Origin of the sequence: Pseudomonas sp. IPO3747 (assembly GCF_013385245.1) — a bacterium.
Lineage (GTDB): Bacteria > Pseudomonadota > Gammaproteobacteria > Pseudomonadales > Pseudomonadaceae > Aquipseudomonas > Aquipseudomonas edaphica.
Genome location: NZ_JACAQL010000004.1, coordinates 27,408 through 51,673 on the forward strand (window position 1 = coordinate 27,408; position 24,266 = coordinate 51,673).

At 60.6% G+C, this 24,266-nt stretch carries 23 protein-coding genes; 15 read left to right on the top strand and 8 right to left on the bottom strand.

Going from position 1 to position 24,266, the window contains the following annotated elements; genetic code table 11:
• Positions 1 to 96: 96 nt before the first annotated feature.
• A complete protein-coding gene (gene uraH, locus HX790_RS07125; RefSeq protein WP_017137845.1) occupies positions 97 to 450 on the bottom strand; it encodes a hydroxyisourate hydrolase in 354 nt (117 codons plus the stop codon).
• A gap of 390 nt (positions 451 to 840) precedes the next feature.
• Between uraH and puuE the strand changes: the two genes are divergently transcribed.
• The 7 genes from puuE to HX790_RS07165 all read left to right on the top strand — a co-directional run bounded on the left by puuE (position 841) and on the right by HX790_RS07165 (position 8,057).
• Entirely contained in the window at positions 841 to 1,767 is a 927-nt protein-coding gene (gene puuE / locus HX790_RS07130) for an allantoinase PuuE (protein ID WP_017137846.1), read from the top strand.
• Positions 1,764 to 2,279, top strand: a complete 516-nt coding sequence (gene uraD, locus HX790_RS07135; RefSeq protein WP_017137847.1) for a 2-oxo-4-hydroxy-4-carboxy-5-ureidoimidazoline decarboxylase — start codon at positions 1,764 to 1,766, stop codon at positions 2,277 to 2,279. Before puuE ends, uraD begins: the two co-directional genes overlap by 4 nt.
• Positions 2,280 to 2,320: 41 nt before the next feature.
• A complete protein-coding gene (gene alc, locus HX790_RS07140) occupies positions 2,321 to 3,316 on the top strand; it encodes an allantoicase (protein WP_017137848.1) in 996 nt (331 codons plus the stop codon).
• A 127-nt stretch (positions 3,317 to 3,443) separates the two neighbouring features.
• On the top strand, positions 3,444 to 3,947 hold the full coding sequence (locus tag HX790_RS07145; protein ID WP_056861103.1) for an ureidoglycolate lyase: 504 nt from the start codon (positions 3,444 to 3,446) through the stop codon (positions 3,945 to 3,947).
• Positions 3,948 to 3,998: 51 nt separating this feature from the next.
• Positions 3,999 to 5,297, top strand: coding sequence for a urate hydroxylase PuuD (locus HX790_RS07150; RefSeq protein WP_017137850.1), 1,299 nt, complete (start codon positions 3,999 to 4,001; stop codon positions 5,295 to 5,297).
• Positions 5,298 to 5,478: 181 nt separating this feature from the next.
• On the top strand, positions 5,479 to 6,825 hold the full coding sequence (locus HX790_RS07155) for a nucleobase:cation symporter-2 family protein (RefSeq protein ID WP_017137851.1): 1,347 nt from the start codon (positions 5,479 to 5,481) through the stop codon (positions 6,823 to 6,825).
• Positions 6,826 to 7,271: 446 nt separating this feature from the next.
• On the top strand, positions 7,272 to 8,057 hold the full coding sequence (locus tag HX790_RS07165) for an outer membrane protein OmpK (RefSeq protein ID WP_017137852.1): 786 nt from the start codon (positions 7,272 to 7,274) through the stop codon (positions 8,055 to 8,057).
• A gap of 109 nt (positions 8,058 to 8,166) precedes the next feature.
• Here HX790_RS07165 and HX790_RS07170 read toward each other — a convergent pair whose 3' ends face one another.
• Both HX790_RS07170 and HX790_RS07175 read right to left on the bottom strand, forming a co-directional pair.
• A complete protein-coding gene (locus HX790_RS07170; protein ID WP_017137853.1) occupies positions 8,167 to 9,297 on the bottom strand; it encodes a patatin-like phospholipase family protein in 1,131 nt (376 codons plus the stop codon).
• Between the two features lie 29 nt (positions 9,298 to 9,326).
• Complete coding sequence (locus HX790_RS07175; RefSeq protein ID WP_017137854.1) at positions 9,327 to 10,262, bottom strand: lipid A biosynthesis lauroyl acyltransferase; 936 nt, start codon at positions 10,260 to 10,262, stop codon at positions 9,327 to 9,329.
• A gap of 118 nt (positions 10,263 to 10,380) precedes the next feature.
• Between HX790_RS07175 and minC the strand changes: the two genes are divergently transcribed.
• The 8 genes from minC to HX790_RS07215 all read left to right on the top strand — a co-directional run bounded on the left by minC (position 10,381) and on the right by HX790_RS07215 (position 18,605).
• Positions 10,381 to 11,118, top strand: a complete 738-nt coding sequence (gene minC, locus HX790_RS07180) for a septum site-determining protein MinC (protein ID WP_017137855.1) — start codon at positions 10,381 to 10,383, stop codon at positions 11,116 to 11,118.
• Positions 11,119 to 11,318: 200 nt separating this feature from the next.
• The gene (gene minD, locus HX790_RS07185; protein ID WP_003209098.1) at positions 11,319 to 12,131 is read left to right on the top strand and encodes a septum site-determining protein MinD; all 813 of its coding nucleotides are present in this window, start codon (positions 11,319 to 11,321) and stop codon (positions 12,129 to 12,131) included.
• Positions 12,132 to 12,134: 3 nt separating this feature from the next.
• Positions 12,135 to 12,389: a cell division topological specificity factor MinE gene (gene minE, locus HX790_RS07190; protein WP_003175252.1), complete on the top strand. Its 255-nt coding sequence runs from the start codon at positions 12,135 to 12,137 to the stop codon at positions 12,387 to 12,389.
• A 95-nt stretch (positions 12,390 to 12,484) separates the two neighbouring features.
• The gene (locus HX790_RS07195) at positions 12,485 to 13,120 is read left to right on the top strand and encodes a pseudouridine synthase (protein WP_099487231.1); all 636 of its coding nucleotides are present in this window, start codon (positions 12,485 to 12,487) and stop codon (positions 13,118 to 13,120) included.
• 196 nt (positions 13,121 to 13,316) lie between these two features.
• Positions 13,317 to 14,606, top strand: a complete 1,290-nt coding sequence (locus HX790_RS07200; RefSeq protein WP_017137857.1) for a M18 family aminopeptidase — start codon at positions 13,317 to 13,319, stop codon at positions 14,604 to 14,606.
• Between the two features lie 209 nt (positions 14,607 to 14,815).
• The gene (locus tag HX790_RS07205; RefSeq protein WP_017137858.1) at positions 14,816 to 14,992 is read left to right on the top strand and encodes a hypothetical protein; all 177 of its coding nucleotides are present in this window, start codon (positions 14,816 to 14,818) and stop codon (positions 14,990 to 14,992) included.
• Positions 14,993 to 15,064: 72 nt separating this feature from the next.
• A complete protein-coding gene (locus HX790_RS07210) occupies positions 15,065 to 17,230 on the top strand; it encodes a mechanosensitive ion channel family protein (protein WP_017137859.1) in 2,166 nt (721 codons plus the stop codon).
• 16 nt (positions 17,231 to 17,246) lie between these two features.
• A complete protein-coding gene (locus tag HX790_RS07215) occupies positions 17,247 to 18,605 on the top strand; it encodes an amidohydrolase (RefSeq protein WP_176991389.1) in 1,359 nt (452 codons plus the stop codon).
• Positions 18,606 to 18,753: 148 nt separating this feature from the next.
• On the opposite strand, the gene HX790_RS07220 is transcribed toward HX790_RS07215, so the two are convergent.
• The 5 genes from HX790_RS07220 to HX790_RS07240 all read right to left on the bottom strand — a co-directional run bounded on the left by HX790_RS07220 (position 18,754) and on the right by HX790_RS07240 (position 24,226).
• On the bottom strand, positions 18,754 to 18,978 hold the full coding sequence (locus tag HX790_RS07220) for an MbtH family protein (RefSeq protein ID WP_017137860.1): 225 nt from the start codon (positions 18,976 to 18,978) through the stop codon (positions 18,754 to 18,756).
• 82 nt (positions 18,979 to 19,060) lie between these two features.
• Complete coding sequence (locus HX790_RS07225) at positions 19,061 to 20,455, bottom strand: aspartate aminotransferase family protein (RefSeq protein ID WP_017137861.1); 1,395 nt, start codon at positions 20,453 to 20,455, stop codon at positions 19,061 to 19,063.
• A gap of 877 nt (positions 20,456 to 21,332) precedes the next feature.
• Entirely contained in the window at positions 21,333 to 22,100 is a 768-nt protein-coding gene (locus HX790_RS07230) for an N-acetylmuramoyl-L-alanine amidase (RefSeq protein ID WP_017134989.1), read from the bottom strand.
• A gap of 123 nt (positions 22,101 to 22,223) precedes the next feature.
• Entirely contained in the window at positions 22,224 to 23,546 is a 1,323-nt protein-coding gene (locus HX790_RS07235; protein WP_017134988.1) for an ATP-binding protein, read from the bottom strand.
• Entirely contained in the window at positions 23,546 to 24,226 is a 681-nt protein-coding gene (locus HX790_RS07240; protein ID WP_017134987.1) for a response regulator transcription factor, read from the bottom strand. The genes HX790_RS07235 and HX790_RS07240 overlap by 1 nt, the downstream gene beginning before the upstream one ends.
• Between the last annotated feature and the right edge of the window lie 40 nt (positions 24,227 to 24,266).

Below are 24,266 nucleotides of genomic sequence, written 5' to 3' on the forward strand. Positions count from 1 at the left end.
GGGCGGCCCGTGAGCCATTCAGAATAAAAAAAGCCCGCAGTGTGGGCGGGCAAAAAACCAACGAAGAGCTTTGGGGGTGTGAAGCGAGGTGACGACTCAGCTACCGCGATAGGTGGAGTAGCTGTAAGGCGAAATCAGTAAAGGCACATGGTAGTGATCCTGTTCGGCGCTGATGCCAAAACGCAGCACGACGACGTCGAGAAACGCCGGTTCCGGCAATTGCACACCACGGGCGCGGTAGTAGTCGCCGGCGCTGAATTGCAGTTGGTAAACACCACTGCGGTAGTCGTCACCTTGCAGCAGCGGCGCATCGCAACGGCCGTCGCTGTTGGTGGTGGCAGTGGCAACCCGTTCCAGCTGCGCGCCGTCGACGCGGTACAGCTCGACCTTGATATTGCTACCGGGGCAGCCGTGTGCGGCGTCCAAAACGTGTGTGGTCAAACGTCCCATGGCGTCTTCGCGCCTCCTGAAGTCAGTAAAAGAGAAACCTGCACTTTTTCAGGGCATCGAAAAAGCCGGCGATGGCTGATTAAGACACTTTTTAAAAAAATTGTACACAATAAAAATCACAAAGCTTTGGATCTTCCCGTCGGTGTTGCTCGATGAGTCAATTCGTGAGTAAACCTTGCTTTTAAACGACCTTTTGTCCATTAACTGACCAGTCAGGCAAGTTTCTTGCTACAGCATCTGAACCCGGCGATACAGAAAAAATGCAGAAATGTAGGCTTACAAAGTGACAGATAAGTTGTATACAATCACTCATCGCTGTGACGCCACCCAGTCTTTTCACTGCCCGGCCGCCACACACACTTGCTATCACGAACAAGAAGGAAGACTGCAGTGAGCGCTGACTACCCACGCGACCTGATCGGTTACGGCAGTAACCCTCCTCACCCCCACTGGCCGGGCAAGGCACGCATTGCGCTGTCGTTCGTACTCAACTACGAAGAAGGCGGTGAGCGCAACATTTTGCACGGTGATAAAGAGTCCGAAGCCTTCCTCTCGGAAATGGTCTCGGCCCAGCCGCTGCAAGGCGCCCGCAACATGAGCATGGAGTCGCTGTACGAGTACGGCAGCCGTGCGGGTGTGTGGCGCATCCTCAAGCTGTTTAAAGAATTCGATATCCCGCTGACCATCTTCGCCGTCGCCATGGCCGCCCAGCGCCACCCGGATGTGATCCGCGCAATGGTCGACGCCGGCCACGAGATCTGCAGCCACGGCTACCGCTGGATCGACTACCAGTACATGGACGAGGCCCAGGAGCGCGAGCACATGCTCGAAGCCATCCGCATCCTCACCGAACTCACCGGCGAGCGCCCACTGGGCTGGTACACCGGCCGCACTGGCCCCAATACTCGCCGGCTGGTGATGGAGGAAGGCGGTTTCCTGTACGACTGCGACACCTATGACGACGACCTGCCCTACTGGGAGCCGAACAACCCGACCGGCAAGCCGCATTTGGTGATCCCTTATACCCTGGACACCAACGACATGCGCTTCACCCAGGTGCAGGGTTTCAACAAGGGCGATGACTTTTTCGAGTACCTCAAGGACGCGTTCGACGTGTTGTATGCCGAAGGGGCCGAGGCGCCGAAGATGCTTTCCATCGGCCTGCACTGCCGCCTGATCGGCCGCCCTGCACGCCTGGCTTCGTTGAAACGGTTTATCGAATACGCCAAAGGCCATGAACAGGTGTGGTTCACCCGCCGCGTTGACATCGCCCGTCACTGGCACGAAACCCACCCGTACACGGGAGCGGCGAAATGACTGCGTTCCAGACCCTGAAGCCATCGACCCTGAGCCGCGATGAATTTGTCGCCGCTTTCGCCGATATCTACGAACACTCGCCATGGGTGGCCGAAAAGGCCTTCGACCTGGGCCAGGACAGCTCGGTCGACCAGATCGAAACCCTGCACCAGCGCATGAGCGATATCCTGTTAAGCGCCGATCATGCCAGCCAATTGGCCCTGATCAACGCTCACCCGGACCTGGCCGGCAAAGCTGCCGTCCAGGGCCAACTGACCCAAGCCAGCACCGATGAGCAAGCTGGCGCGGGGATTCACCAATGCACGGCCGAAGAGTTCTCGCGCTTCACCGAGCTGAACGACGCCTACAAGGCCAAGTTCAAGTTTCCCTTCATCATGGCGGTAAAAGGCAGCAACCGGCATCAGATCCTCGCTGCGTTCGAAACGCGCATTCACAATTCGGCAGACGCCGAGTTCAAATGCGCGCTGGCCGAGATCAACAAGATCGCGTTGTTCCGTTTACTGACCCTCTAACAGACCATCCCCAGCCACTCTATCTAAGGCAGACAAGAAGAATGAAAGCTTACGCCGTACCTTTCGAAAAGTTCGTCAACCTGGCCGATGCCCGCCTGGGCACCAAGATCATCTCGGTGACCGATGACTGGTTCGCTGACGCCAACCGCCTGTTCCAGCCGACCCCGGCCGTGTGGAAGGAGGGCGTTTTCGATGACAACGGCAAGTGGATGGACGGCTGGGAGTCACGCCGCAAGCGCTTCGAAGGCTACGACAGCGCGGTGATCCGCCTCGGCGTACCCGGCTCGATCAAGGGCGTGGACATCGACACTTCATTCTTCACCGGCAACTTCCCGCCATCGGCCTCCCTGGAAGCCTGCTTCCTGGCCTCGGGCGAGCCGGACGCCAACACCCAGTGGGTGGAAGTGCTGTCGGCCGTGGAGCTGCAAGGCAACAGCCACCACTACCACGAGATCAACAACGACCAGGCGTTCAGCCACCTGCGTTTCAACATCTACCCGGACGGCGGTGTGGCCCGTCTGCGTGTGTACGGCGTGCCGTTCCGCGACTGGTCCTCGGTGGGCGACAACGAACAGGTCGACCTGGCAGCGGCCCTCAACGGCGGTCGCGCCCTGGCGTGCTCCGACGAACACTTCGGCCGCATGAGCAACATCCTCAACCCGGGCCGTGGCATCAACATGGGCGACGGCTGGGAAACCGCCCGTCGTCGTACGCCAGGCAATGACTGGGTGATCGTCGCCCTGGGCCACCCCGGCGAGATCGAGAAAATCGTGGTCGACACCCTGCACTTCAAGGGCAACTACCCGGACACTTGCTCGATCCAGGGCGCGTTCGTGAAGGGCGGCACCGACAGCCAGATCGAAACCCAATCGCTGTTCTGGCGCGAGCTGCTGCCGGCGCAGAAACTGGAAATGCACGCTGAACACACGTTTGCCGAGCAGATCAAGGCACTGGGGCCGATTACCCACATCCGCCTGAACGTGTTCCCGGATGGTGGTGTGAGCCGCCTGCGGGTCCTCGGTAAAGTCGCTAAATAAGCGGTGAGCCCATCGCAGGCAAGCCAGCTCCCACATTTGAATGTATTCACAGATCAAAATGTGGGAGCCGGGCTTGCCCGCGATAGCAATAGAACAAACAACACAGAATCCGGATAAGAAGACAGCCATGCGCACACTAGTGATCGAACCCCTGACCAAAGAAGCCTTCGCCCCTTTCGGAGACGTTATCGAAACCGATGGCAGCGATCACTTCATGATCAATAACGGGTCGACCATGCGCTTTCACAAGCTGGCCACGGTAGAAACCGCCCAGCCTGAAGACAACGCAATCATTAGCATCTTCCGCGCCGATGCGCAGGACATGCCGCTGACCGTGTGTATGCTGGAAAGACACCCGCTGGGCAGCCAGGCTTTCATCCCGCTGCTCGGCAACCCCTTTCTGATCGTGGTCGCGCCACTTGGCGATGAACCTGTATCGGGCTTGGTCCGCGCCTTCGTCACCAACGGCAGGCAGGGCATTAATTACCATCGCGGCGTCTGGCACCACCCGGTGCTGACGATCGAAAAGCGGGATGACTTCCTGGTGGTTGATCGCAGTGGCACAGGCAATAACTGCGATGAGCATTTTTTCAAAGAGGATGAGCGGTTGATCCTCGCCCCCCACCAATAAGAGAAGGTCTGATCACCCGACAACAAGGGTGACAGGCGAGAGGTAAAGACTGTGGAAGCACATTTGATGGAATGGCTGAACCTTAGCGTGCGCTGGGTTCACATGATCACTGGCGTCGCGTGGATCGGCGCTTCCTTCTATTTTGTCTGGCTGGAAAACAACCTTAATCGCGTCAACCCCAAAGACGGCCTGGCCGGTGACTTATGGGCGATTCACGGTGGCGGTATCTACCACCTGGAAAAATACAAACTGGCCCCGCCGACCATGCCGGACAACCTGCATTGGTTCAAATGGGAAGCCTATTTCACCTGGATGTCGGGCATCGCGCTGCTGTGCGTAGTGTTCTACGCCAACCCGACCTTGTACCTGCTGGCCCCGGGCAGCAGCCTCAGTGGCCCCGAAGGCGTACTGCTGGGCATTGGCTCACTGTTCGTCGGCTGGTTCATCTATTCCTTTCTGTGCGATTCGGCGCTGGGCAAACGCCCTGCCCTGCTCGGCTTTATCCTGTTTGTACTGTTGATTGCGGCCGCTTACGGCTTCAGCAAGGTCTTCAGCGGTCGCGGTGCTTACCTGCACGTAGGTGCGGTGATCGGCACCATCATGGTCGGTAACGTATTCCGCATCATCATGCCCGCCCAGCGCGCGCTGGTAGCGGCCATCGCCGAGAACCGCACACCTGACCCGGCGCTGCCGGCCAAGGGTCTGCTGCGTTCGCGTCACAACAACTACTTCACCTTGCCGGTGCTGTTCATCATGATCAGCAACCACTTCCCGAGCACCTACGGCAGCCAATACAACTGGCTGATCCTGGCGGGTATCGCGGTGGCAGCGGTGTTGGTGCGTCACTACTTCAACACACGGCATAACAGCCAGAAGTATGCGTGGACGTTGCCGGTGGGCGCATTGGCGATGATTTGCCTGGCGTATGTGACCGGTCCTAAACCTGTTTCGACTGCGCCTGACGTGGCCAAGGCACCCGCGGCCATCGAGTACCAGCCATTGCCGGAAACCGCATTGGGCGGTGGCTTGAAACCTGCTGCGCCAGCCGCACCCGCTGCAGAACCTGCTGCGGCACCGGCCCAGGCGACGATTGATTTCGACAAGGTGCATGGCGTGATCCAGGAACGCTGCGCCGTGTGCCATTCGGCCAAGCCCACCAGCCCGCTGTTCAGCACCGCACCGGCAGGCGTGATGTTCGATACCCCGGCGCAGATTCAGCAGCAGGCGGCGCGTATTCAAGCGCAGGCCGTGGCCAGCCAGATCATGCCGCTGGGCAACATCACCCAGATGACCCAGCAGGAGCGGGATTTGATTGGCACCTGGATCAACCAGGGGGCGCGCACTAACTGACAGCCCGAGTAACACAAATCCAAAATGTGGGAGCTGGCTTGCCTGCGATGGCGGTGCATCAGCCACCAGATGAGTTGCTGAGCCACCGCCATCGCAGGCAAGCCAGCTCCCACAAGGATTTGTGGTGATTTACAGAGTGCGTTCCAAACAACACAAAAATAAAAAAGATCCGAGGTGTTGCATGACCGAGTTAGCCGAACCGCAGATTCCCGCCGCACCCGCCATGGTGCGGCTGCCCCTCTTGCAACTGATTCTGGTAGGCCTGCAACACGTCTTGCTGATGTACGGCGGCGCCGTCGCCGTACCCCTGATCATTGGCCAGGCCGCAGGCTTGAGCCGTGAAGAAATCGCCTTTCTGATCAACGCCGATCTGCTCGTGGCTGGCATTGCCACCATGGTGCAGTCATTCGGCATCGGCCCGGTGGGCATTCGCATGCCGGTGATGATGGGCGCCAGTTTCGCCGCCGTCGGCAGCATGGTGGCCATGGCCGGCATGCCTGGCATCGGCCTGCAGGGCATCTTCGGCGCGACCATCGCTGCCGGTTTTTTTGGCATGCTGATCGCGCCGTTCATGTCCAAGGTCGTGCGGTTTTTCCCGCCCTTGGTGACCGGCACCGTGATCACTGCCATCGGCCTGTCGCTGTTCCCCGTGGCCGTGAACTGGGCCGGTGGCGGCAGTGCCGCCGCCACCTTCGGCTCGCCGGTTTACCTGGCGATTGCCGCGCTGGTACTGGCCACCATCTTGCTGATCAACCGTTTCATGCGCGGCTTCTGGGTAAATATCTCGGTGCTGATCGGCATGGCGCTCGGCTATGGCTTGTGCGGCCTGCTCGGCATGGTCGACCTCGGCGGCCTGTCCCAGGCACCGTGGGTGCAAGTGGTGACGCCACTGCATTTCGGCATGCCCAAGTTCGAGTTGGCACCGATCCTGTCGATGTGCCTGGTGGTGGTGATCATCTTCGTCGAGTCCACCGGGATGTTTCTTGCGCTGGGCAAAATCACCGGCCAGGAGGTCACGCCAAGGATGCTGCGCCGTGGCCTGTTGTGTGACGCTGGCGCCTCATTTTTCGCCGGTTTCTTCAATACGTTTACCCACTCCTCATTCGCCCAGAATATCGGCCTGGTGCAGATGACCGGCGTGCGTTGCCGCTCGGTGACGATCATGGCCGGGGCGTTCCTGATTGTGCTGAGCCTGCTGCCCAAAGCCGCCTTTTTGGTGGCATCGATTCCACCGGCAGTATTGGGCGGCGCCGCCATTGCCATGTTCGGCATGGTCGCGGCGACCGGCATCAAGATCCTGCAGGAGGCCGACATTGCCGACCGCCGCAACCAGTTGCTGGTGGCAGTCAGCATCGGCATGGGCCTGATCCCGGTGGTGCGCCCGGAATTTTTCGCGCAGTTGCCCCTGTGGATGAGCCCGATTACCCACAGTGGAATCGCCATGGCCACCCTCAGCGCCTTGTCGCTGAACATCCTGTTCAACATCCTCGGCGGTTCGGAACGCCCCGCGGTCGCCCACACGCATTGATTTGGCCTGTTAGCAAAAAACAACAAAAATAATAACCAACAGGAAATACCCACATGCACCCTATTCACCTGGGGCCGGCCACAAGCCGCGCCCCATTCTCGCCCCCTGCGCTCTCTAACAGCGCACTTGAGCCAAGGCCTGGGAGCCAGTATTCTCCGCGCCCGCTCGAATCGACTCAAAAAAAAACAGCGAATGTAAAAGCTGACTGCAGGGCCAACTTATCCTGGCCCAATGTCTGCGGCCAACGTGCAGAAAAAAACCTCCGGATTCGACTGCATCAAGTGCAGCCGAAGGCCTTTTATTGGCTTTTTAAACACCTTGGCGCAGCTCTTGCTAAAAGCATTAAAGCTGACCAAACAGACGATTTTTGCAGCGAACCAAAAGGCGCCACACCAGAGCGCCTGCGTAGAAAAACAACCATAAAACTTTGACTCGGGAGCAACCGAATGAAACCTATGTTCAAAGGCCTGATGCTGGCAGGATCCCTGCTGGCCGGCGGCCAAGCCGTGGCAGGCGATTTGTTGCAGTGGCAGAACAACAGCCTGACGTACCTGTGGGGCAAGAACTTCACCGTTAACCCGCAGATCCAGCAAACCGTCACCTTCGAGCACGCCGATGCGTGGAAGTACGGCGACAACTTCCTGTTCGTCGACCGCATCTTTTACAACGGCAAGGAAGACGGCAACGTCGGCCCAAGCACTTACTACGGCGAGTTCAGCCCACGCTTGTCGTTCGGCAAGATCTTCGACAAAGACCTCTCGTTCGGCCCGATCAAAGATGTGCTGCTGGCCTTCACTTACGAGTTCGGCGAAGGCGATAACGAGTCGTACCTGCTGGGCCCGGGCTTTGACCTGAACATCCCTGGCTTCGACTACTTCCAGTTGAACTTCTACCAGCGCCAGACCGAAGGCAACCGCCCGGGCGATGGCGTGTGGCAGATCACGCCGGTGTGGTCGTACACCATTCCCGTGGGCAACTCCAACGTGCTGATCGACGGCTTCATGGACTGGGTGGTGGACAACGACAGGAACGCCCGTGGCACTTACCACGCCAACCTGCACTTCAACCCACAGGTCAAGTACGACTTGGGCAAGGCGCTGCATTGGGGCGAGAAGCAGCTGTATGTCGGCTTCGAATATGACTACTGGAAGAACAAGTACGGGATCGAAGATTCCGGCGCGTTCAAGACTAACCAGGACACGGCGAGCTTCCTGGTCAAGTATCACTTCTGATTGAGCAACACCAATCCCCTGTGGGAGCTGGCTTGCCTGCGATAGCGATCTGTCAGCCAACATAATTGGCACAGGAATACCGCTATCGCAGGCAAGCCAGCTCCCACATTTAGTTCACTGTCAGCCCAAGGAATTTGGACAATTCCTCGCGCTTGGCAAGTGCGTCCTTGCGCCCCAGCTCAATCAACTCGCTGCAATACCCCGCCTCGAACAACAAGTAACTCAACACCCCCGCCCCACTGGTCTTGGTCGCCCCCGGACCGCGCAAGAACAGACGCAACGCCGCCGGCAATTCCTGCCGATGCCGCGCCGCGATTTCATCGATCGGCTGGCTGGGCGCAATCACCAGCACCTCTACCGGCGCCAGCCCAGGCGCAACATGGCTGAATTGGTTCAGACGCTCCAACAGCTCAATATCGCTTTCCAGGCTGTCAATAAACGTGCTGTTAAGCATATGCCCACCAATCTGCGCCAAGGTCGGCTCCTGGCCAGTGTAAGTACGTTGCACCGAAGGTTCATTGCCACGCGGGTTGCCGCTCACGCCCACCACCAGCACCCGGCTGGCCCCCAGGTGCAAGGCCGGGCTGATGGGCGCGGATTGGCGCACGGCACCGTCACCAAAATATTCCTGGTCGAGTTTGACCGGCGCAAACAGCAAGGGGATCGCGGAGCTGGCCAGCAAGTGCTCAACCGTCAGTTGGGTCGGCACACCGATGCGCCGATGGCGCAGCCAGGCATCGATCTTGCCGCCGCCCTGATAGAAGGTCACCGCTTGCCCGGACTCATAACCAAAGGCCGTGACCGCGACTGCATGCAGATGCTTGTTGCGGATCGCCTCATCAATGCCGTGCAGGTGCAGTTTGTCGTTGAGCAAGTCGCGCAACGGCGCACTGTTGAGCAACGCCACCGGCACCTGGGCACCCAGGCCCAACAGGCTATGGATAAAGAAACGGCTGGCCTGGTGCACCACGCCCGGCCAATCGCTGCGCAGCACCAGATGGCTGCGAAAGCCCTGCCAAAAGGCGGTAAGGCGTTGGATGGCCGCAGTGAAATCCGTGGCGCCACTGGCCAGGCTCACCGCATTGATTGCGCCGGCGGAGGTGCCGACAATCACCGGAAAAGGATTCGGCGCCCCCGGCGGCAGCAACTCGGCAATCGCCGCCAGTACGCCCACCTGATACGCCGCTCGCGCCCCGCCACCGGAAAGAATCAAGCCTGTGACCGGTTCAGCTGGGCGCATTGCGTCACTCCCTGGAAGAAAAGTAGCGGTTACCGGCGGCGCGGTTCGTACAGCTTAGCCTCGCCGGGCGGGCGGCTCTTGAAGCGCCGGTGCGTCCACAGGTACTGCTCGGGGCATTCGCGCACCGAGGCTTCGACCCACTGGTTGATGCGCAGGCAGTCAACCTCGTCGCTCTCACCGGGGAAGTCGGTCAGCGGCGGGTGGATCACCAGGCGGTAACCGCTGCCATCGGCCAGGCGCTCCTGGGTGAAGGGCATCACCAACGCCTTGCCCAGCCGCGCAAACTTGCTGGTGGCGGTCACTGTAGCGGCCTGGATGCCGAACAGCGGAACAAAAATGCTTTGCTTGGCGCCGTAGTCCTGATCCGGCGCATACCAGATGGCGCGGCCCGAGCGCAGCAGCTTGAGCATGCCGCGCACGTCGTCGCGCTCTACCGCCAGGGAATCGAGGTTGTGCCGCTCACGGCCACGGCGCTGAATGAAGTCGAACAGCGGGTTGCCGTGCTCGCGGTACATGCCATCAATGGTGTGCTTCTGCCCGAGCAGGGCCGCGCCAATTTCCAGGGTGGTGAAGTGCAACGCCATCAGGATCACACCCTTGCCATCCAGATGCGCCTGCTTCAAATGCTCAAGCCCTTCGACATGGGCCAGGCGTGCCAGGCGCGATTTGGGCCACCACCAGCTCATGGCCATCTCGAAGAAGGCGATGCCGGTGGACGCGAAGTTTTCCTTGAGCAGCCGTTTACGCTCCTTGGCGGATTTTTCCGGGAAGCACAGCTCGAGGTTGCGCGCGGCGATGCGGCGGCGATCAGCGGCCACACGGTACATGCCGGCACCAAGTAATCGACCAATGGTCAGCAAGGCACGGTAGGGCAACTGGGTAATCAGCCACAGCAGGCCGAGTCCCAGCCATAACAGCCAAAAGCGCGGGTGAAAAAATACAGCTCGAAAACGCGGGCGATCCATTACAGATTCCGGTAAAGACAAGGGCCGCGCATTCTACAACGTTCGACTCGGCTTGCGGCCCGTGGTTGTTATCGTTATAAGTCTCGACACTTTTCGTGACAAGCCGCTTTTGCCGACCATGAGCCAAACCGAACCGCTAGACCAAGATCCCGTGTTCCAGCTGAAAGGCAGCATGCTCGCCATCACCGTGCTGGAACTGGCCCGCAACGACCTCGACGCCCTGGACCGCCAGCTCGCCGCCAAGGTCGCCCTGGCGCCGAACTTCTTCAACAATGCCCCGCTGGTACTGGCCCTGGACAAACTCCCGGCCGGCCAAGGCGCGATTGATTTGCCCGGCTTGATGCGCGTCTGCCGCTCCCACGGTTTGCGCACCCTGGCCATACGCGCCAGCCGTATCGAAGACATTGCCGCGGCCATCGCAATTGAACTGCCCGTATTGCCACCCTCCGGTGCCCGCGAGCGCCCGCTCGAACCGCTGGAAGGTGAAGTGAAGAAAAAACCGGAAAAACCGCCGGAACCTGCGGTCAAGCCTACAAAGATCATCACCTCCCCCGTACGCGGCGGGCAGCAGATTTACGCCCAGGGTGGCGATCTGGTGGTGATCTCCTCGGTTAGCCCCGGGGCGGAACTTCTGGCCGATGGCAACATCCATGTATACGGCCCCATGCGCGGACGTGCCCTCGCCGGCATCAAGGGCGATACCAAGGCGCGGATTTTTTGCCAGCAGTTGAGCGCTGAGCTAGTGTCCATCGCAGGCCAGTACAAGGTTTCAGAAGATTTGCGCCGTGATCCGCTGTGGGGGGCCGGGGTGCAGGTCAGCCTGTCGGGCGATGTGTTGAACATCATCCGTCTTTAACGGATACTGCCGCATTTTCCAAGCATCTCTAGACTCTGATAGCAAAGCGAAACCGGCAAGACTTGTGTAGGAATAATTGGAAGTTGGCGTTTCCCTGCGGAAATCACATCTTTTTCCTACAAAGGCTGTCCGCCTGCAGCGAGTTCCAAGAGATGTTTTTCAGGGGCTGAAAAGTCCTTTTTCCTTAGGGGTGAAACACCTTGGCCAAGATTCTCGTGGTTACATCCGGCAAGGGTGGTGTGGGTAAGACCACCACCAGCGCCGCTATCGGTACCGGCCTCGCTCTGCGCGGCCACAAAACAGTCATCGTCGACTTCGACGTCGGTTTGCGTAACCTCGACCTGATCATGGGCTGCGAACGCCGCGTGGTGTACGACTTCGTCAACGTGGTGAACGGCGAAGCCAACCTGCAACAGGCCCTGATCAAGGACAAGCGCCTTGAGAACCTGTACGTGCTGGCCGCCAGCCAGACCCGTGACAAAGACGCGCTGACCAAAGAAGGCGTAGGCAAAGTCCTGGCCGAGCTTAAAGAAACCTTCGAATACGTGGTGTGCGACTCACCGGCCGGTATCGAAACCGGTGCTCACCTGGCGATGTACTTCGCCGATGAAGCCATCGTCGTCACCAACCCGGAAGTCTCCTCGGTACGTGACTCGGACCGCATGCTCGGCCTGTTGGCCAGCAAGTCCCAGCGTGCCGAAAAAGGTGAAGACCCGATCAAGGAGCACTTGCTGCTCACCCGTTACAACCCTGAGCGCGTCAGCAACGGCGAAATGCTCGGCGTTGAAGACGTGAAGGAAATCCTCGCAGTGACCCTGCTGGGCGTGATCCCCGAATCCCAGGCGGTCCTCAAGGCTTCCAACCAAGGTGTTCCGGTGATTCTTGATGACCAGAGCGACGCCGGCCAGGCGTACAGCGATGCAGTTGATCGCTTGCTGGGCAAGACCGTGGAACATCGCTTCCTCGATGTTAAGAAGAAGGGATTCTTCGAGCGTATCTTTGGAGGCAACTAAATAATGAAATTTCTCGACTTCTTTCGCGCCAACAAAAAGCCAAGTACCGCGTCGGTAGCGAAAGAGCGTCTACAGATCATCGTGGCGCACGAACGCGGCCAACGCAGTACCCCGGACTACCTGCCAGCCTTGCAGAAGGAACTGGTCGAGGTGATCCGCAAGTACGTCAATATCGGCAACGATGACGTGCATGTCGCCCTGGAAAACGACGGCAGCTGCTCGATTCTGGAACTCAATATCACCCTGCCTGATCGTTAATCGAAAAGGCGGCCGCCACGGCGGCTCGATCACCTTGATCCCGTTTGGGAACCGGGTGGCCGAGCCGCCGTTGGCGTTTGTTACGAGGCTGTTTAATGCCGCTGTCCACTATTCATATCCTGCATCAGGACGCCGCCGTCCTGGTGGTGAACAAGCCGACCCTGTTGCTCTCGGTGCCTGGCCGCGCCGATGACAACAAAGACTGCCTGATCACCCGCCTGCAGGAAAACGGCTACCCCGAAGCCCGCATCGTGCATCGCCTGGACTGGGAAACCTCGGGGATCATCCTGCTCGCGCGGGACGCCGACAGTCACCGCGAACTGTCGCGCCAGTTTCATGACCGCGAAACCGAAAAAGCCTACACCGCCTTGGCCTGGGGTCAGCCGGAGCTGGACAGCGGCAGCATTGACCTGCCTTTGCGCTACGACCCGCCGACCAAGCCGCGCCACGTAGTCGACTATGAGTTTGGCAAAAACGCACTGACCTTCTGGAAAGTGCTGGAGCGTTGTGGCGATTGGTGCCGCGTGGAACTCACGCCGATCACCGGGCGTTCGCACCAGTTGCGGGTGCATATGCTGTCGATCGGCCATCCGCTGCTCGGTGATGGCTTGTACGCCCATGAACAAGCCCTGGCCGCCTGGCCACGCCTGTGCCTGCATGCGAGCATGTTGAGCTTTACGCACCCGCAAAGCGGCGAGCGGCTGCGCTTTGAGTGCCCCGCCCCCTTCTAAACTGAAAACACAGTCAAATGTGGGAGCTGGCTTGCCTGCGATAGCGATCTGTCTGTGCCAAATATATTGGCTTACACACCGCTATCGCAGGCAAGCCAGCTCCCACATTGGCCTTGCAGGGTTTTCAAGCGAGTAGCTTCACTTCAAATGTGGAGCCAATACGGTAAACTCCGCGCATTGCTGTCTGGAGCTATTTATGCGCGAAGCGTTGAATCAAGGCCTGATCGACTTCCTCAAGGCCTCCCCTACTCCTTTTCATGCCACTGCCGCCCTCGCCCAGCGCCTGGAAGCGGCCGGTTACCAGCGTCTCGACGAGCGTGAAACCTGGGCCACCGAGGCCAACGGGCGCTATTACGTCACCCGTAACGATTCCTCGATCATCGCCTTCAAGCTCGGTAAGCATTCGCCGCTGCAAGACGGTATCCGCATGGTCGGCGCCCACACCGACAGCCCGTGCCTGCGGGTCAAACCCCAGCCGGAGCTGCAACGCCAGGGCTTCTGGCAGTTGGGCGTGGAAGTCTACGGCGGCGCGCTGCTGGCGCCGTGGTTCGACCGCGACCTGTCGCTGGCCGGCCGCGTGACCTTCCGCCGCGACGGCAAGGTCGAGAGCCAACTGATCGACTTCAAGTTGCCGATTGCCATCATCCCCAACCTGGCTATTCACCTGAACCGTGAAGCCAACCAGGGCTGGGCGATCAATGCACAGACCGAGCTGCCGCCGATCCTTGCGCAGTTTGCCGGTGACGAGCGGGTGGACTTCCGCGCCGTGCTCACTGAGCAACTCGCCCGCGAACACGGCCTGAACGCCGATGTGGTGCTCGACTACGAGCTGAGTTTCTACGACACGCAAAGCGCTGCGGTGATCGGCCTCAATGGCGATTTCATCGCCGGTGCGCGCCTCGACAACCTGTTGTCGTGCTACGCCGGCCTGCAAGCCTTGCTCACCAGCGAAAACGACGAAACCTGCGTGCTGGTGTGCAACGACCACGAAGAAGTCGGCTCCTGTTCGGCCTGCGGCGCGGATGGCCCGATGCTGGAACAGACCCTGCGCCGTCTTCTACCGGAAGGTGAGGAATTCGTACGCACCATTCAAAAATCACTGTTGGTCTCGGCAGACAATGCCCACGGCGTGCACCCTAACTACGCCGAGAAACACGACGCCAACCACGGCCCCAAACTCAACGCCGGCCCGGTGATCAAGGTCAACAGCAACCAGCGCTACGCCACCAACAGCGAAACCGCCGGGTTCTTCCGCCACCTGTGCATGGCCCAGGAAGTGCCGGTGCAGAGCTTTGTAGTGCGCAGCGACATGGGTTGCGGCTCGACCATCGGCCCGATCACCGCCAGCCACTTGGGCGTGCGCACCGTGGATATCGGCTTGCCGACGTTTGCCATGCACTCGATTCGTGAGCTGTGTGGCAGCCATGATCTGGCGCACCTGGTGAAGGTGTTGGGTGCGTTTTATGCGAGCCGCGATTTGCCCTGACCTCAGGGGCTGAATGCGGTCAAAACTGTGGGAGCGGGCTTGCTCGCGAAAGCGGAGTGTCAGTCAATTCATCTGTAACTGGCACACCGCATTCGCGAGCAAGCCCGCTCCCACAGTTGGTTTTGCATAAACCTGACCCATATCACTCCAACTTCCCACAATCCGGCCTAGACTTGTCAGTATTCCCACTCCGACAAGGCCGTCGCCCCATGATCTCCATGTCTTCGTTCCACGCCATGCTCATTCCCATCATCATCGGCATGATCCTGCTCGCGACCGGCTTCAACTTTCGCGACAAGCCGGTGGGTGTGTTTGGTATGTGGGTCGGTATGCTGTTGATCCTCGGCACTGTGGTTTACAAGATCCTTGCCAAACTGGCGGAATAACAAATGCACTCGCATTGGGCATAGCGGCCTCGTACACTCGGTCAATTCGTCGTTTTCAAGGTTGACCGCCTCGTGCTTTCCCGTCTCTTTGCCCTGCCCTGCTATTTTCTGATCGCCCTGCTCACGCTGCTGCCCCTTGCGCCAGCGCAAGCCGTGAGCCTGCCCGGCCTGCTGGGCAGCACCAACAAGACCCAGCCTCAGGCCGATGTGCCGCTGGGCCAGTCGCTGGACGAGGTGATCAAGACCCTGGAAAACGATCAGCAGCGCACCCAACTGCTGAGCGACCTGAAGAAGCTGCGCGAAGCCACGCAAAAAGCCCAGCCCGCTGCCGAACAAGGCGTGCTCGGCTTGATCGGCAGCACCCTGGCCGAGCTTGAAGCCCAGTTTTCCGGGGCCGACAGCCCGTTGGGGCGCTGGTCCAACGAGATCGACCTGGCCCAGGAAGAACTCACGGCGCTGATGCTGCCGGCCACCGAATGGCTGCCGATCATTTTCGGTTTTGCCGTGATCCTGGCAGTGTGGAGCCTGCTGGCCGCCGCGCTGATCTGGCTCAGCCACCGTGTGCGTGAACGTTTCGGCCTGCCCGAAGAACTGCCGCAACACCCGCGTACCTGGGACATGGTGCGCTTCGCCCTGCGTAAACTGGGGCCGTGGCTGATTGCGTTGATCATCACGGTTTACCTCAGCTATGCACTGCCTTCGTCCCTGGGCAAATCCCTGGCGATGGTGCTGGCTTATGCGTTGGTGATCGGCACGTGTTTCTCGGCGATCTGCGTGATTGCCTTCTCGGTTCTCGACGGCCCACACCGTCACCGGGCCTTGTATATCCTGCGCCACCAGGCCTTCCGTCCGCTGTGGTGGATCGGCAGTTTTGCCGCCTTCGGTGAAGCCTTGAGCGACCCAAGGCTGGTTGCGGCGCTTGGCCAGCATCTGGCCCACACCGCCGCGACCGTCGCCAATGTGATGGCCGCGCTGTCCACCGGCGTGTTTATCCTGCGCTTCCGCCGCCCGATCGCGCACCTGATCCGCAACCAACCGCTGTCGCGCCGCCTTACACGCCGTGCCCTCACCGACACGCTCTCGATCATCGGCTCCTTCTGGTACATCCCGGCGTTGTTGCTGGTGGGCATCTCGCTGTTCGCCACCTTCCTGTCGGCCGGCGACACCAGCACCGCGCTGCGTCAATCGCTGCTGTGCACGGTATTGCTGGTGTTGTGCATGGTGATCAACGGGCTGGTGCGCCGCCATGCGCTCAAGCCGCAACGTGGGCATAAGCGCCACGCGCTGTACTCCGAGCGCCTGAAAAGCTTCGTCTACACCCTGGCCCATCTGGTGGTGTGGCTGGTATTCATCGAGCTGGGCCTGCGCGTGTGGGGCTTGTCGATGATTCGCTTCACCGAAGGTGACGGCCATGAAGTCAGCGTCAAGCTGTTCGGCCTGGGCGGCACGCTGCTGTTTGCCTGGCTGATCTGGATCCTCAGCGACACCGCGATCCACCATGCCCTCACCCGCTCGCGCAAAGGCCTGGCCAATGCGCGTGCGCAGACCATGATGCCGCTGATCCGCAACGTGCTGTTCGTGACCATTTTTATCATCGCCGCCATCGTCGCCCTGGCGAACATGGGCATGAACGTCACGCCGCTGCTGGCCGGTGCCGGTGTGATCGGTATCGCCATCGGTTTTGGCGCACAGTCGCTGGTCGCGGACTTGATCACCGGCCTGTTCATCATCATCGAAGACTCCCTGGCGATTGATGACTACGTGGATGTCGGCGGCCACCTCGGCACTGTCGAAGGCCTGACCATCCGCACCGTGCGCCTGCGCGACATCGACGGCATCGTGCACACCATCCCGTTCAGTGAAATCAAGAGCATCAAGAACTACTCGCGGGAGTTCGGCTACGCGATCTTCCGGGTGGCGATCCCCTTCAACATGGAGATCGACGACGCCATCAAGCTGATGCGTGATGTCGGCCAGAAAATGCGCAACGACCCGCTGCAACGCCGCAACATCTGGTCGCCGCTGGAGATTCAAGGTGTGGAAAGCTTTGAGTCCGGCAGCGCGATCCTGCGGGCGCGCTTCAAGACCGCGCCGATCAAGCAGTGGGAAGTGTCGCGGGCGTTCAACCTGTCACTCAAGCGTCATCTGGATGAAGCCGGGCTGGACCTGGCAACACCGCGCTTGAGCGTGCAGGTGGTGACCGCCGGTACGGTGCAGGAGAAAGATCAACAACAATAAACAAGGAGAGGTCTGTATGCGTTTAAACGGTCTGACACACCAATGGGTTTTCGGCATGCTGTGCGGGCTCGCCAGCAGCGCGGTGATTGCCGCCAGCAGTGGCCAGGGCAATGACCTGGAGAGTGCCCGGGAAGAAATCGCCGCCCAGGCCAAAATCCTCGAACCGGCGTTGCTGCAAACCCGCCGCGATATTCACGCCCACCCCGAGTTGGGCAATACCGAAACCCGCACCGCCGAACTGGTCGCCAAACAACTGCGCGACCTGGGCCTTGACGTCAAAACCGGCGTGGCCCGCACCGGCGTGGTCGCCATCTTGAAAGGCGCGCTGCCCGGCCCGACCGTGGCCCTGCGTGCCGACATGGATGCGCTGCCGGTCAAGGAAGTCGCCGACCTGCCCTTCGCCTCCAAAGCCAAAGGCACTTACCTGGGCAAGGAAGTCGACGTGATGCACGCCTGCGGCCACGATGCTCACACGGCAATCCTACTGAGCACCGCGAAAATCCTCAGCGGCATGCGTGAGCGCCTGCCCGGCACCGTGGTGTTTTATTTCCAGCCGGCCGAAGAAGGCCCGAGCGACTTTATCCCCGACGGCAAAAACACCTGGGGCGCGAAAATGATGGTGCAGGAAGGTGTGATGAAAGCGCCCAAGCCGGACGCGGTGTTCGGCCTGCATGTCTGGGCCGGTGTGCCTGCCGGGCAGATCGCCTATCGCCCCGGCCCGACCCTGGCCAGCTCCGATGACCTGCGCATCAAGATCCTCGGCAAACAGACCCACGCCGGCCGCCCGTGGGACGGCATCGACCCGATCACCGTCGGCGCACAGACCATTGTCGGTTTGCAGACCGTGGTGAGTCGGCGCACCGACATCTCGTCGTTTCCGTCGGTGGTGAGCATCGGCACCATCAACGGCGGCACCCGCTACAACATCATCCCCGAGTCGGTGGACATGAGCGGCACCATTCGCTCCTACGACTACGGCATCCGCCAGAAACTGCACGCGGACGTGCGCCAGACGGTGGAGAAAATCGCCGAAAGCGGTGGCGCCAAGGCCGAAGTCACGATCATCGAAAAATACGACCCGACCATCAACAACCCGGCACTCACCGAAAAAATGCTGCCAAGCCTGCGTTGGGCAGCCAAGGATGATGTGGTGCAAGGCCCACTGGTGGGTGGCGCCGAGGACTTCTCGTTTTACGCCAAGGAAGCGCCGGGGTTGTTTGTGTTTCTGGGGGTGACGCCGAGGGATCAGGATATGAGCAAAGCGGCGCCGAACCATAATCCGGGGTTCTTTGTGGATGAGTCGGCGTTGGTGGTGGGGGTGCGGACGCTGGCGTCGTTGGCGACGGATTATCTGTATACCAACACAAAGCAGTAGCGAAGCGCTTACTGTGGCGAGCGAGCTTGCTCGCGCTGGACCGGGCTGGCGCTCCAGTGCGAAGCACTCCCGTTTTTGGGGCTGCTCCGCAGCCCAGCGGGAGCAAGCTCCCTCGCCACAGGAAGCCCGCTCACAGTGCTCCGACGCATCAGCCAGCCAGCGCAGCGCCATCCATCTTCTGACGCAGGCTCAACGGGCGCATGTCAGTCCAGACTTCCTCAATGTAAGCCAGGCATTCTTTCTTCAGGCCGCTCTTGCCCACGGTGCGCCAGCCTTCGGGCACCACTTTGTAGTCGGGCCAGATGGAATACTGTTCTTCGTGGTTGACCACTACCTGAAACAGGATGTCGTCGCGGTCAAATACTGAGGTCATTGCTGTTCTCCATCGCTAAAAAACTGGCTGCGCACCACGCGCAGCACTGATATCTGTAGAAACGTACCAGGCCCGCTAAAAATTAGAGGCTGGCGACGGCTGCCACCAGCGCGCGCCCGAAGATCTCGGCCACGCGGTCGACTTCGGCGGCGGTGATCACCAGCGGCGGCAGGAAGCGCACCACGCTGCCGTGCCGGCCGCCCAGCTCCAGGATCAGGCCACGCTTGAGGCATTCGCGCTGCACCAGCGGTGCCAGTTGGCGATGCACCGGCGGGTGGCCCTGGATATCGGGCGTGCCGTTGGGGTCGACCAGCTCAACGCCCAGCATCAGCCCACGCCCACGAATATCGCCCAGGTGCGGGAAGTCGCGCTGCAGGATGCGCAGGTGCTCAGCCAGGCGCTCGCCCATGGCCGCCGCGTGGCCGGCCAGGTCGTGTTCCTTGAGGTAGCGCATCACCGCCGAGCCCGCCGCCATCGCCATTTGATTACCCCGGAACGTTCCGGCATGCGCGCCCGGCAACCAGGTGTCGAGCCAGTCGCGATACACCACCACCGCCAGCGGCAAGCTGCCGCCAATGGCCTTGGACATCACCACAACATCCGGGATGATGCCGGCGTGTTCAAAGGCAAACATCTTGCCGGTACGACCGAAACCGCTCTGGATTTCATCCACGATCAAGGCCACACCGGCCTGCTCGGTGATGCGTCGCAGGCCGCGCAACCAGTCGAGATCGGCCGGGATCACACCGCCCTCGCCCTGCACCACCTCGACAATCACCGCCGCCGGCAACAGCACGCCGGCTTCCGGGTCGTTGAGCAGGTTTTCCAGGTAATGCAGGTTGACCCGCACGCCTTCTGCGCCGCCCAGCCCGAATGGGCAGCGGTAGTCATAGGGGTACGGCAAGAATTGCACGCCATTACCCAGCAGAGCGCCCAAGGGCTTTTTCGGCCCCAGGCTGCCCATCAGGCTCAGCGCGCCCTGGCTCATGCCGTGGTAACCGCCCTGGAACGACAGCACCGTGCTGCGACCCGTGGCAGTGCGCACCAGCTTCAGCGCGGCTTCCACCGCGTCAGTGCCGGTGGGGCCGCAAAACTGGATTTTCGCTTCTTGCGCAAGCTTTGCCGGCAGCAGGCCGAACAGGTCTTGGACGAACTGGTCCTTGACCGGCGTAGTGAGGTCGAGCGTATGCAGTGGCAGCTCGTCACTCAGCACCTGCTGGATGGCTGCGATCACCACCGGATGGTTGTGACCCAATGCCAAGGTGCCAGCACCGGCCAGGCAGTCGATAAAGCTACGGCCTTCGACGTCTTCCACGTAGATGCCCTTGGCCCGCTTGAGCGCCAGCGGGATACGCCGAGGGTAGCTGCGGGCATTGGATTCCTGCTGACGCTGGCGGGCCAGCAGTGGGGTTTCTTCGAAGTGGTAGAGCGTTTCCACCGGTGGTGCGTCTTCGATACGGCTGGTAGCGACTGACATCTCTCGATCCCTCAATACGCGGGTGGGGTGACCAAACGGGCGATCCGCGTATGTGCGGATTTCATGTTCTGGAGACGCACCAGCGCTGGGGGGATTTAGGGGGGTTGTGGTTTTTTGATGGGGGGCATATCCGTTTTTAGGTAACGGCGGCCTAGGGTTCCGCCCTTACGGCGGGTCACTTTTGCAAGGACCGGAATGCCGGCCCAGTCAAAAGTAACCAAAAGGTCCTCGCCCCAACACTCGGTGCCTCGCTATGGCTCGGCATGCCCGCAATCCGCCAGTGATTTGGGGGGCCGCCGCGATGGGCCATCCTTGGCCCAGCGCGGCTAAACCGGCATCCCTGCCGGTTTACCCCCCAAATCCCTGTCAGATTCCGGCCATCGTGTTTNNGCCAGAGCAACAGCAACAGCAAAGCCATGCTCGGTCTAATGTGGGAGCTGGCTTGCCTGCGATGGCATCAACTCGGTGTGCCTGATGTACCGAGGTGTCTGAATCGCAGGCAAGCCAGCTCCCACAGAAAAGCAGCTCTTCAGTGTATGCGGACCCGCTTTTGCTTTTGATTCAACCACTCAGGTCGGCTTTCAGGCCGCCGTGCTGTAGATCTTGATCTTGATCTGAGACGCCCCGTTAACCACGATGGCCGAACGCAGGCTTGAATCCGTGGGTAACCCGGCAGGACGCCGGGTTACCCACGGATTCAAGCCGGAGTGAGGGCACACCGAGCCCAAGCGAGGTGCCGAGTGGTGGGGCACAGACCTTTTGGTTACTTTTGCCTGGGCCGGCATTCCGGGCGTTTGCCAAAAGTGACCCGCTGTAAGAGCGGAACCATAAGCGGCCGTTACCGCAGCAACGGATATGTACCCCACCAAACAACCACTCAAATCCCTCGATAGCGATCATTCAACGCATACAAAATCGCACACGTCTCCCCATCCAGCACCCCGCAATAATCGCGCGGCCGAAAGTGCATCTGAAACGCCCGCGTCCTCCATTCAAACGCCTGCCGGTTCCAGGCCGGTTTATACCCGCACCGCTGAAATGCCCGCTCCACCTCTACTTCCGGCGGCAACCCAAGACAAAACCGTCGCTGGTACATCCTGCGCGTAGTCTCATCAAACCAGGCGCCGATCCCGGCCTCGAACAAGTACCGCCAAGGCAACCGAGGCCCCGGATCACTCTTGCGCCAATACGCCACATCCGAATGCCCGAGCACATCCAGAGGCCCCACCTGCGGATAACGCCCAAGCATGTCGCGAACCAACGCGATCAACGTATCAACCTGCTCCCGGCCATATTCGGGGAAGGTAAAGACCCCGGCATCATCGCGCGCCAAATTGACGATCTCGATGCCGATCGCACGGCTGTTGAGGTTATCCAGCCCGCCCCAATGGCTAACCCCGGCATGCCAGGCCCGTTTGTCCTCGTCCACCAGGCGAAACACCCGCAGTTCGTCATAACCGGCAGCGCCATAGCTGGGCTCATCAGGGTCAGGAAGCAAATAGTGAGCGCTGACGCCACCTTGTGTCAGGGTACGCAAAGACGACGCAAAGGGCGCCGCGGTGTAATGCAGGATCACCTGCCGCACAGCCTCGCCATTGCGTTGATTAAAATCTTTAGCGGGGAAACTGCTGTCGATCACCAACATAAGAACCGTCCTTTTCAATACAGGCTGAGTCATTCAGCCCGTTCAAACGCAAAAAAATTACCGCCATCCTGAAGGGATCAATGTCAGGCTGGCGGTAATTATTCAGTGCTTGAAGAAAAGTCCTCAGCGTCGCAACGGCATCCCCAGATCGACCCGCAGGCCATCCGGTTGGCTGTCGAATTTCAGCGAGCAGGAGCAGCGCTGCACGATGGCCTGCACGATCGCCAGGCCCAAGCCACAACCCTCGCTGCTGCCATTGCGCCAGAAACGTTGGGTCAGGTATTGCAAGTCTTCGGCAGAAATCTGCTTGCCATGGTCGCGCACGCGAAATACCACGGTGTCGGCGCTGGTGAACACGCTCAGCTCAACGCGAGTGTCACCCGGCGTATGGCGCAGCGCGTTATCCAACAGGTTACGCAAGGCCGCTACCGCCAGGGCCACCGGCATTTCCACCGGCGCTTGCGTGAGGTTGTCCGCCAGGATCAGGTCGATGCGGCGGTTATCGCCGGCATTGGCATCCTGAATCGCCAGCCGCGCCACTTGTTCGGCACTTGATTGCAAGCCATCGTCAAACGACAAGCTGCCCTCGACCCGCGCCAGCAGCAGCAATTGCTCCAGGGTGCGATGCAAGCGGTCGGCGCCCTCTTCGGCGTGGGCCAGGGACTGGTCGCGGGCGGCGCCGTCGGTCATGCGGGCCACTTGCAGGTGGGTCTTGATCGCCGTCAGCGGGCTGCGCAGTTCGTGGGCGGCATCGCCGGTGAGTCGGCGCTCGCGCTCGATGGTCTTGGCAATGCGCTGCAACAGTTGGTTCTGGGTGTCGAGCAGCGGCTTCAACTCGCTGGGCAGTGGGTGAATCTGCAGCGGTTCGAGGGAGTCGGCACTGCGGCGCATCAGGGCATCGCGCATGCGGTTAAGTGGCAACAGGCTTTGGCCGATGCCCAGCCACAGCAGGCACAGGCAGCCCAGCAGGGCTACGCCCACCGGCACCGAGGCCGCCAACAGGATCGACAGGTTCAGCGCCTCACGCTCCACCTGGCGGTCAGCGGTGGTGATCAGCAGGTCGCCACGGGACAACGTGAAGCTGCGCCAGCCCACACCGTCGATAATCTGGTCGCGAAAGCCACTTTTGCGCGACTCCAGGCCTTCATCCGGGGTCATGTGGCTGCGCGCCAGGATTTCCCCGCGCAGGGAGCTGACCTGGCAGGCCATGCCGCCTGGCACGTTCAGTTGTTCAGTGCGCAAATGCGTAGGCGCGCCGCTCACACTGGCCAGGCCCGGCATCTGCTCGGTCAGCCCGGCCACCATGCGCGCCGATGCCACCAGACGCTGGTCGAGGGAAAACATCATCTGGTTGCGCAGATCGTTGAGCATCCAGGCGGCTGCCAGAATCCAGATCAGCACAAAAGCGGCGCCCAACTTGAACGTCAGGCGCAGGCGCAAACTCATCACGACGCGTCCTCTCCCCCATCCGCCGTGCCCAGGCGATAACCCAGGCCGCGCACGGTTTCGACGATGCCGTTGCCCAATTTGCGCCGCAGGTGGTGGATATGCACGTTGAGAGCGTTGCTTTCCAGTTCGTCGTTGAAGCCGTAGACGCTGTCTTTAAGCTGTTCGCTGGACAGCACACGGCCCTTGTTATGCAACAGGGCTTGCAACAAGGCTTGCTCGCGGCGCGACAGGTCGACCGGCTGGCCGGCCAGGAAGGTCTCGCGGCTGCTGGGGTCGTAGGCCAGTTGGCCATGTTCGATCAGGTTGACCCGGCGCCCCGCCACGCGGCGCAACAGGGTTTGCAGGCGTGCGGCAAGTTCACGCAGGTCGAAGGGTTTGAGCAGGTAGTCGTCGGCACCGGCTTGCAGGCCGTCGACACGGTTGGTGACTGAATCGCGCGCGGTAAGGATCAGCACCGGGATTTCCAGGCCCTGGCTGCGCTGTTGTTGCAACAACTTGAGGCCGTCTTCATCGGGCAGGCCAAGGTCGAGCACCATGATGTCGAACGTGGCGGCCTTGAGCATCGCGCGTGCAGCGGCGGCCGAGGCCACGCGCTCGACGGTAAAACCCTGGGCGCCAAGCCCGGCCACGATGCCGCTGGCGATCAGTTCGTCGTCTTCACAGACCAGTACGTGCATGGTTAACCCTTCATGAAAGATGGGGGAATTAAAGGTTGGG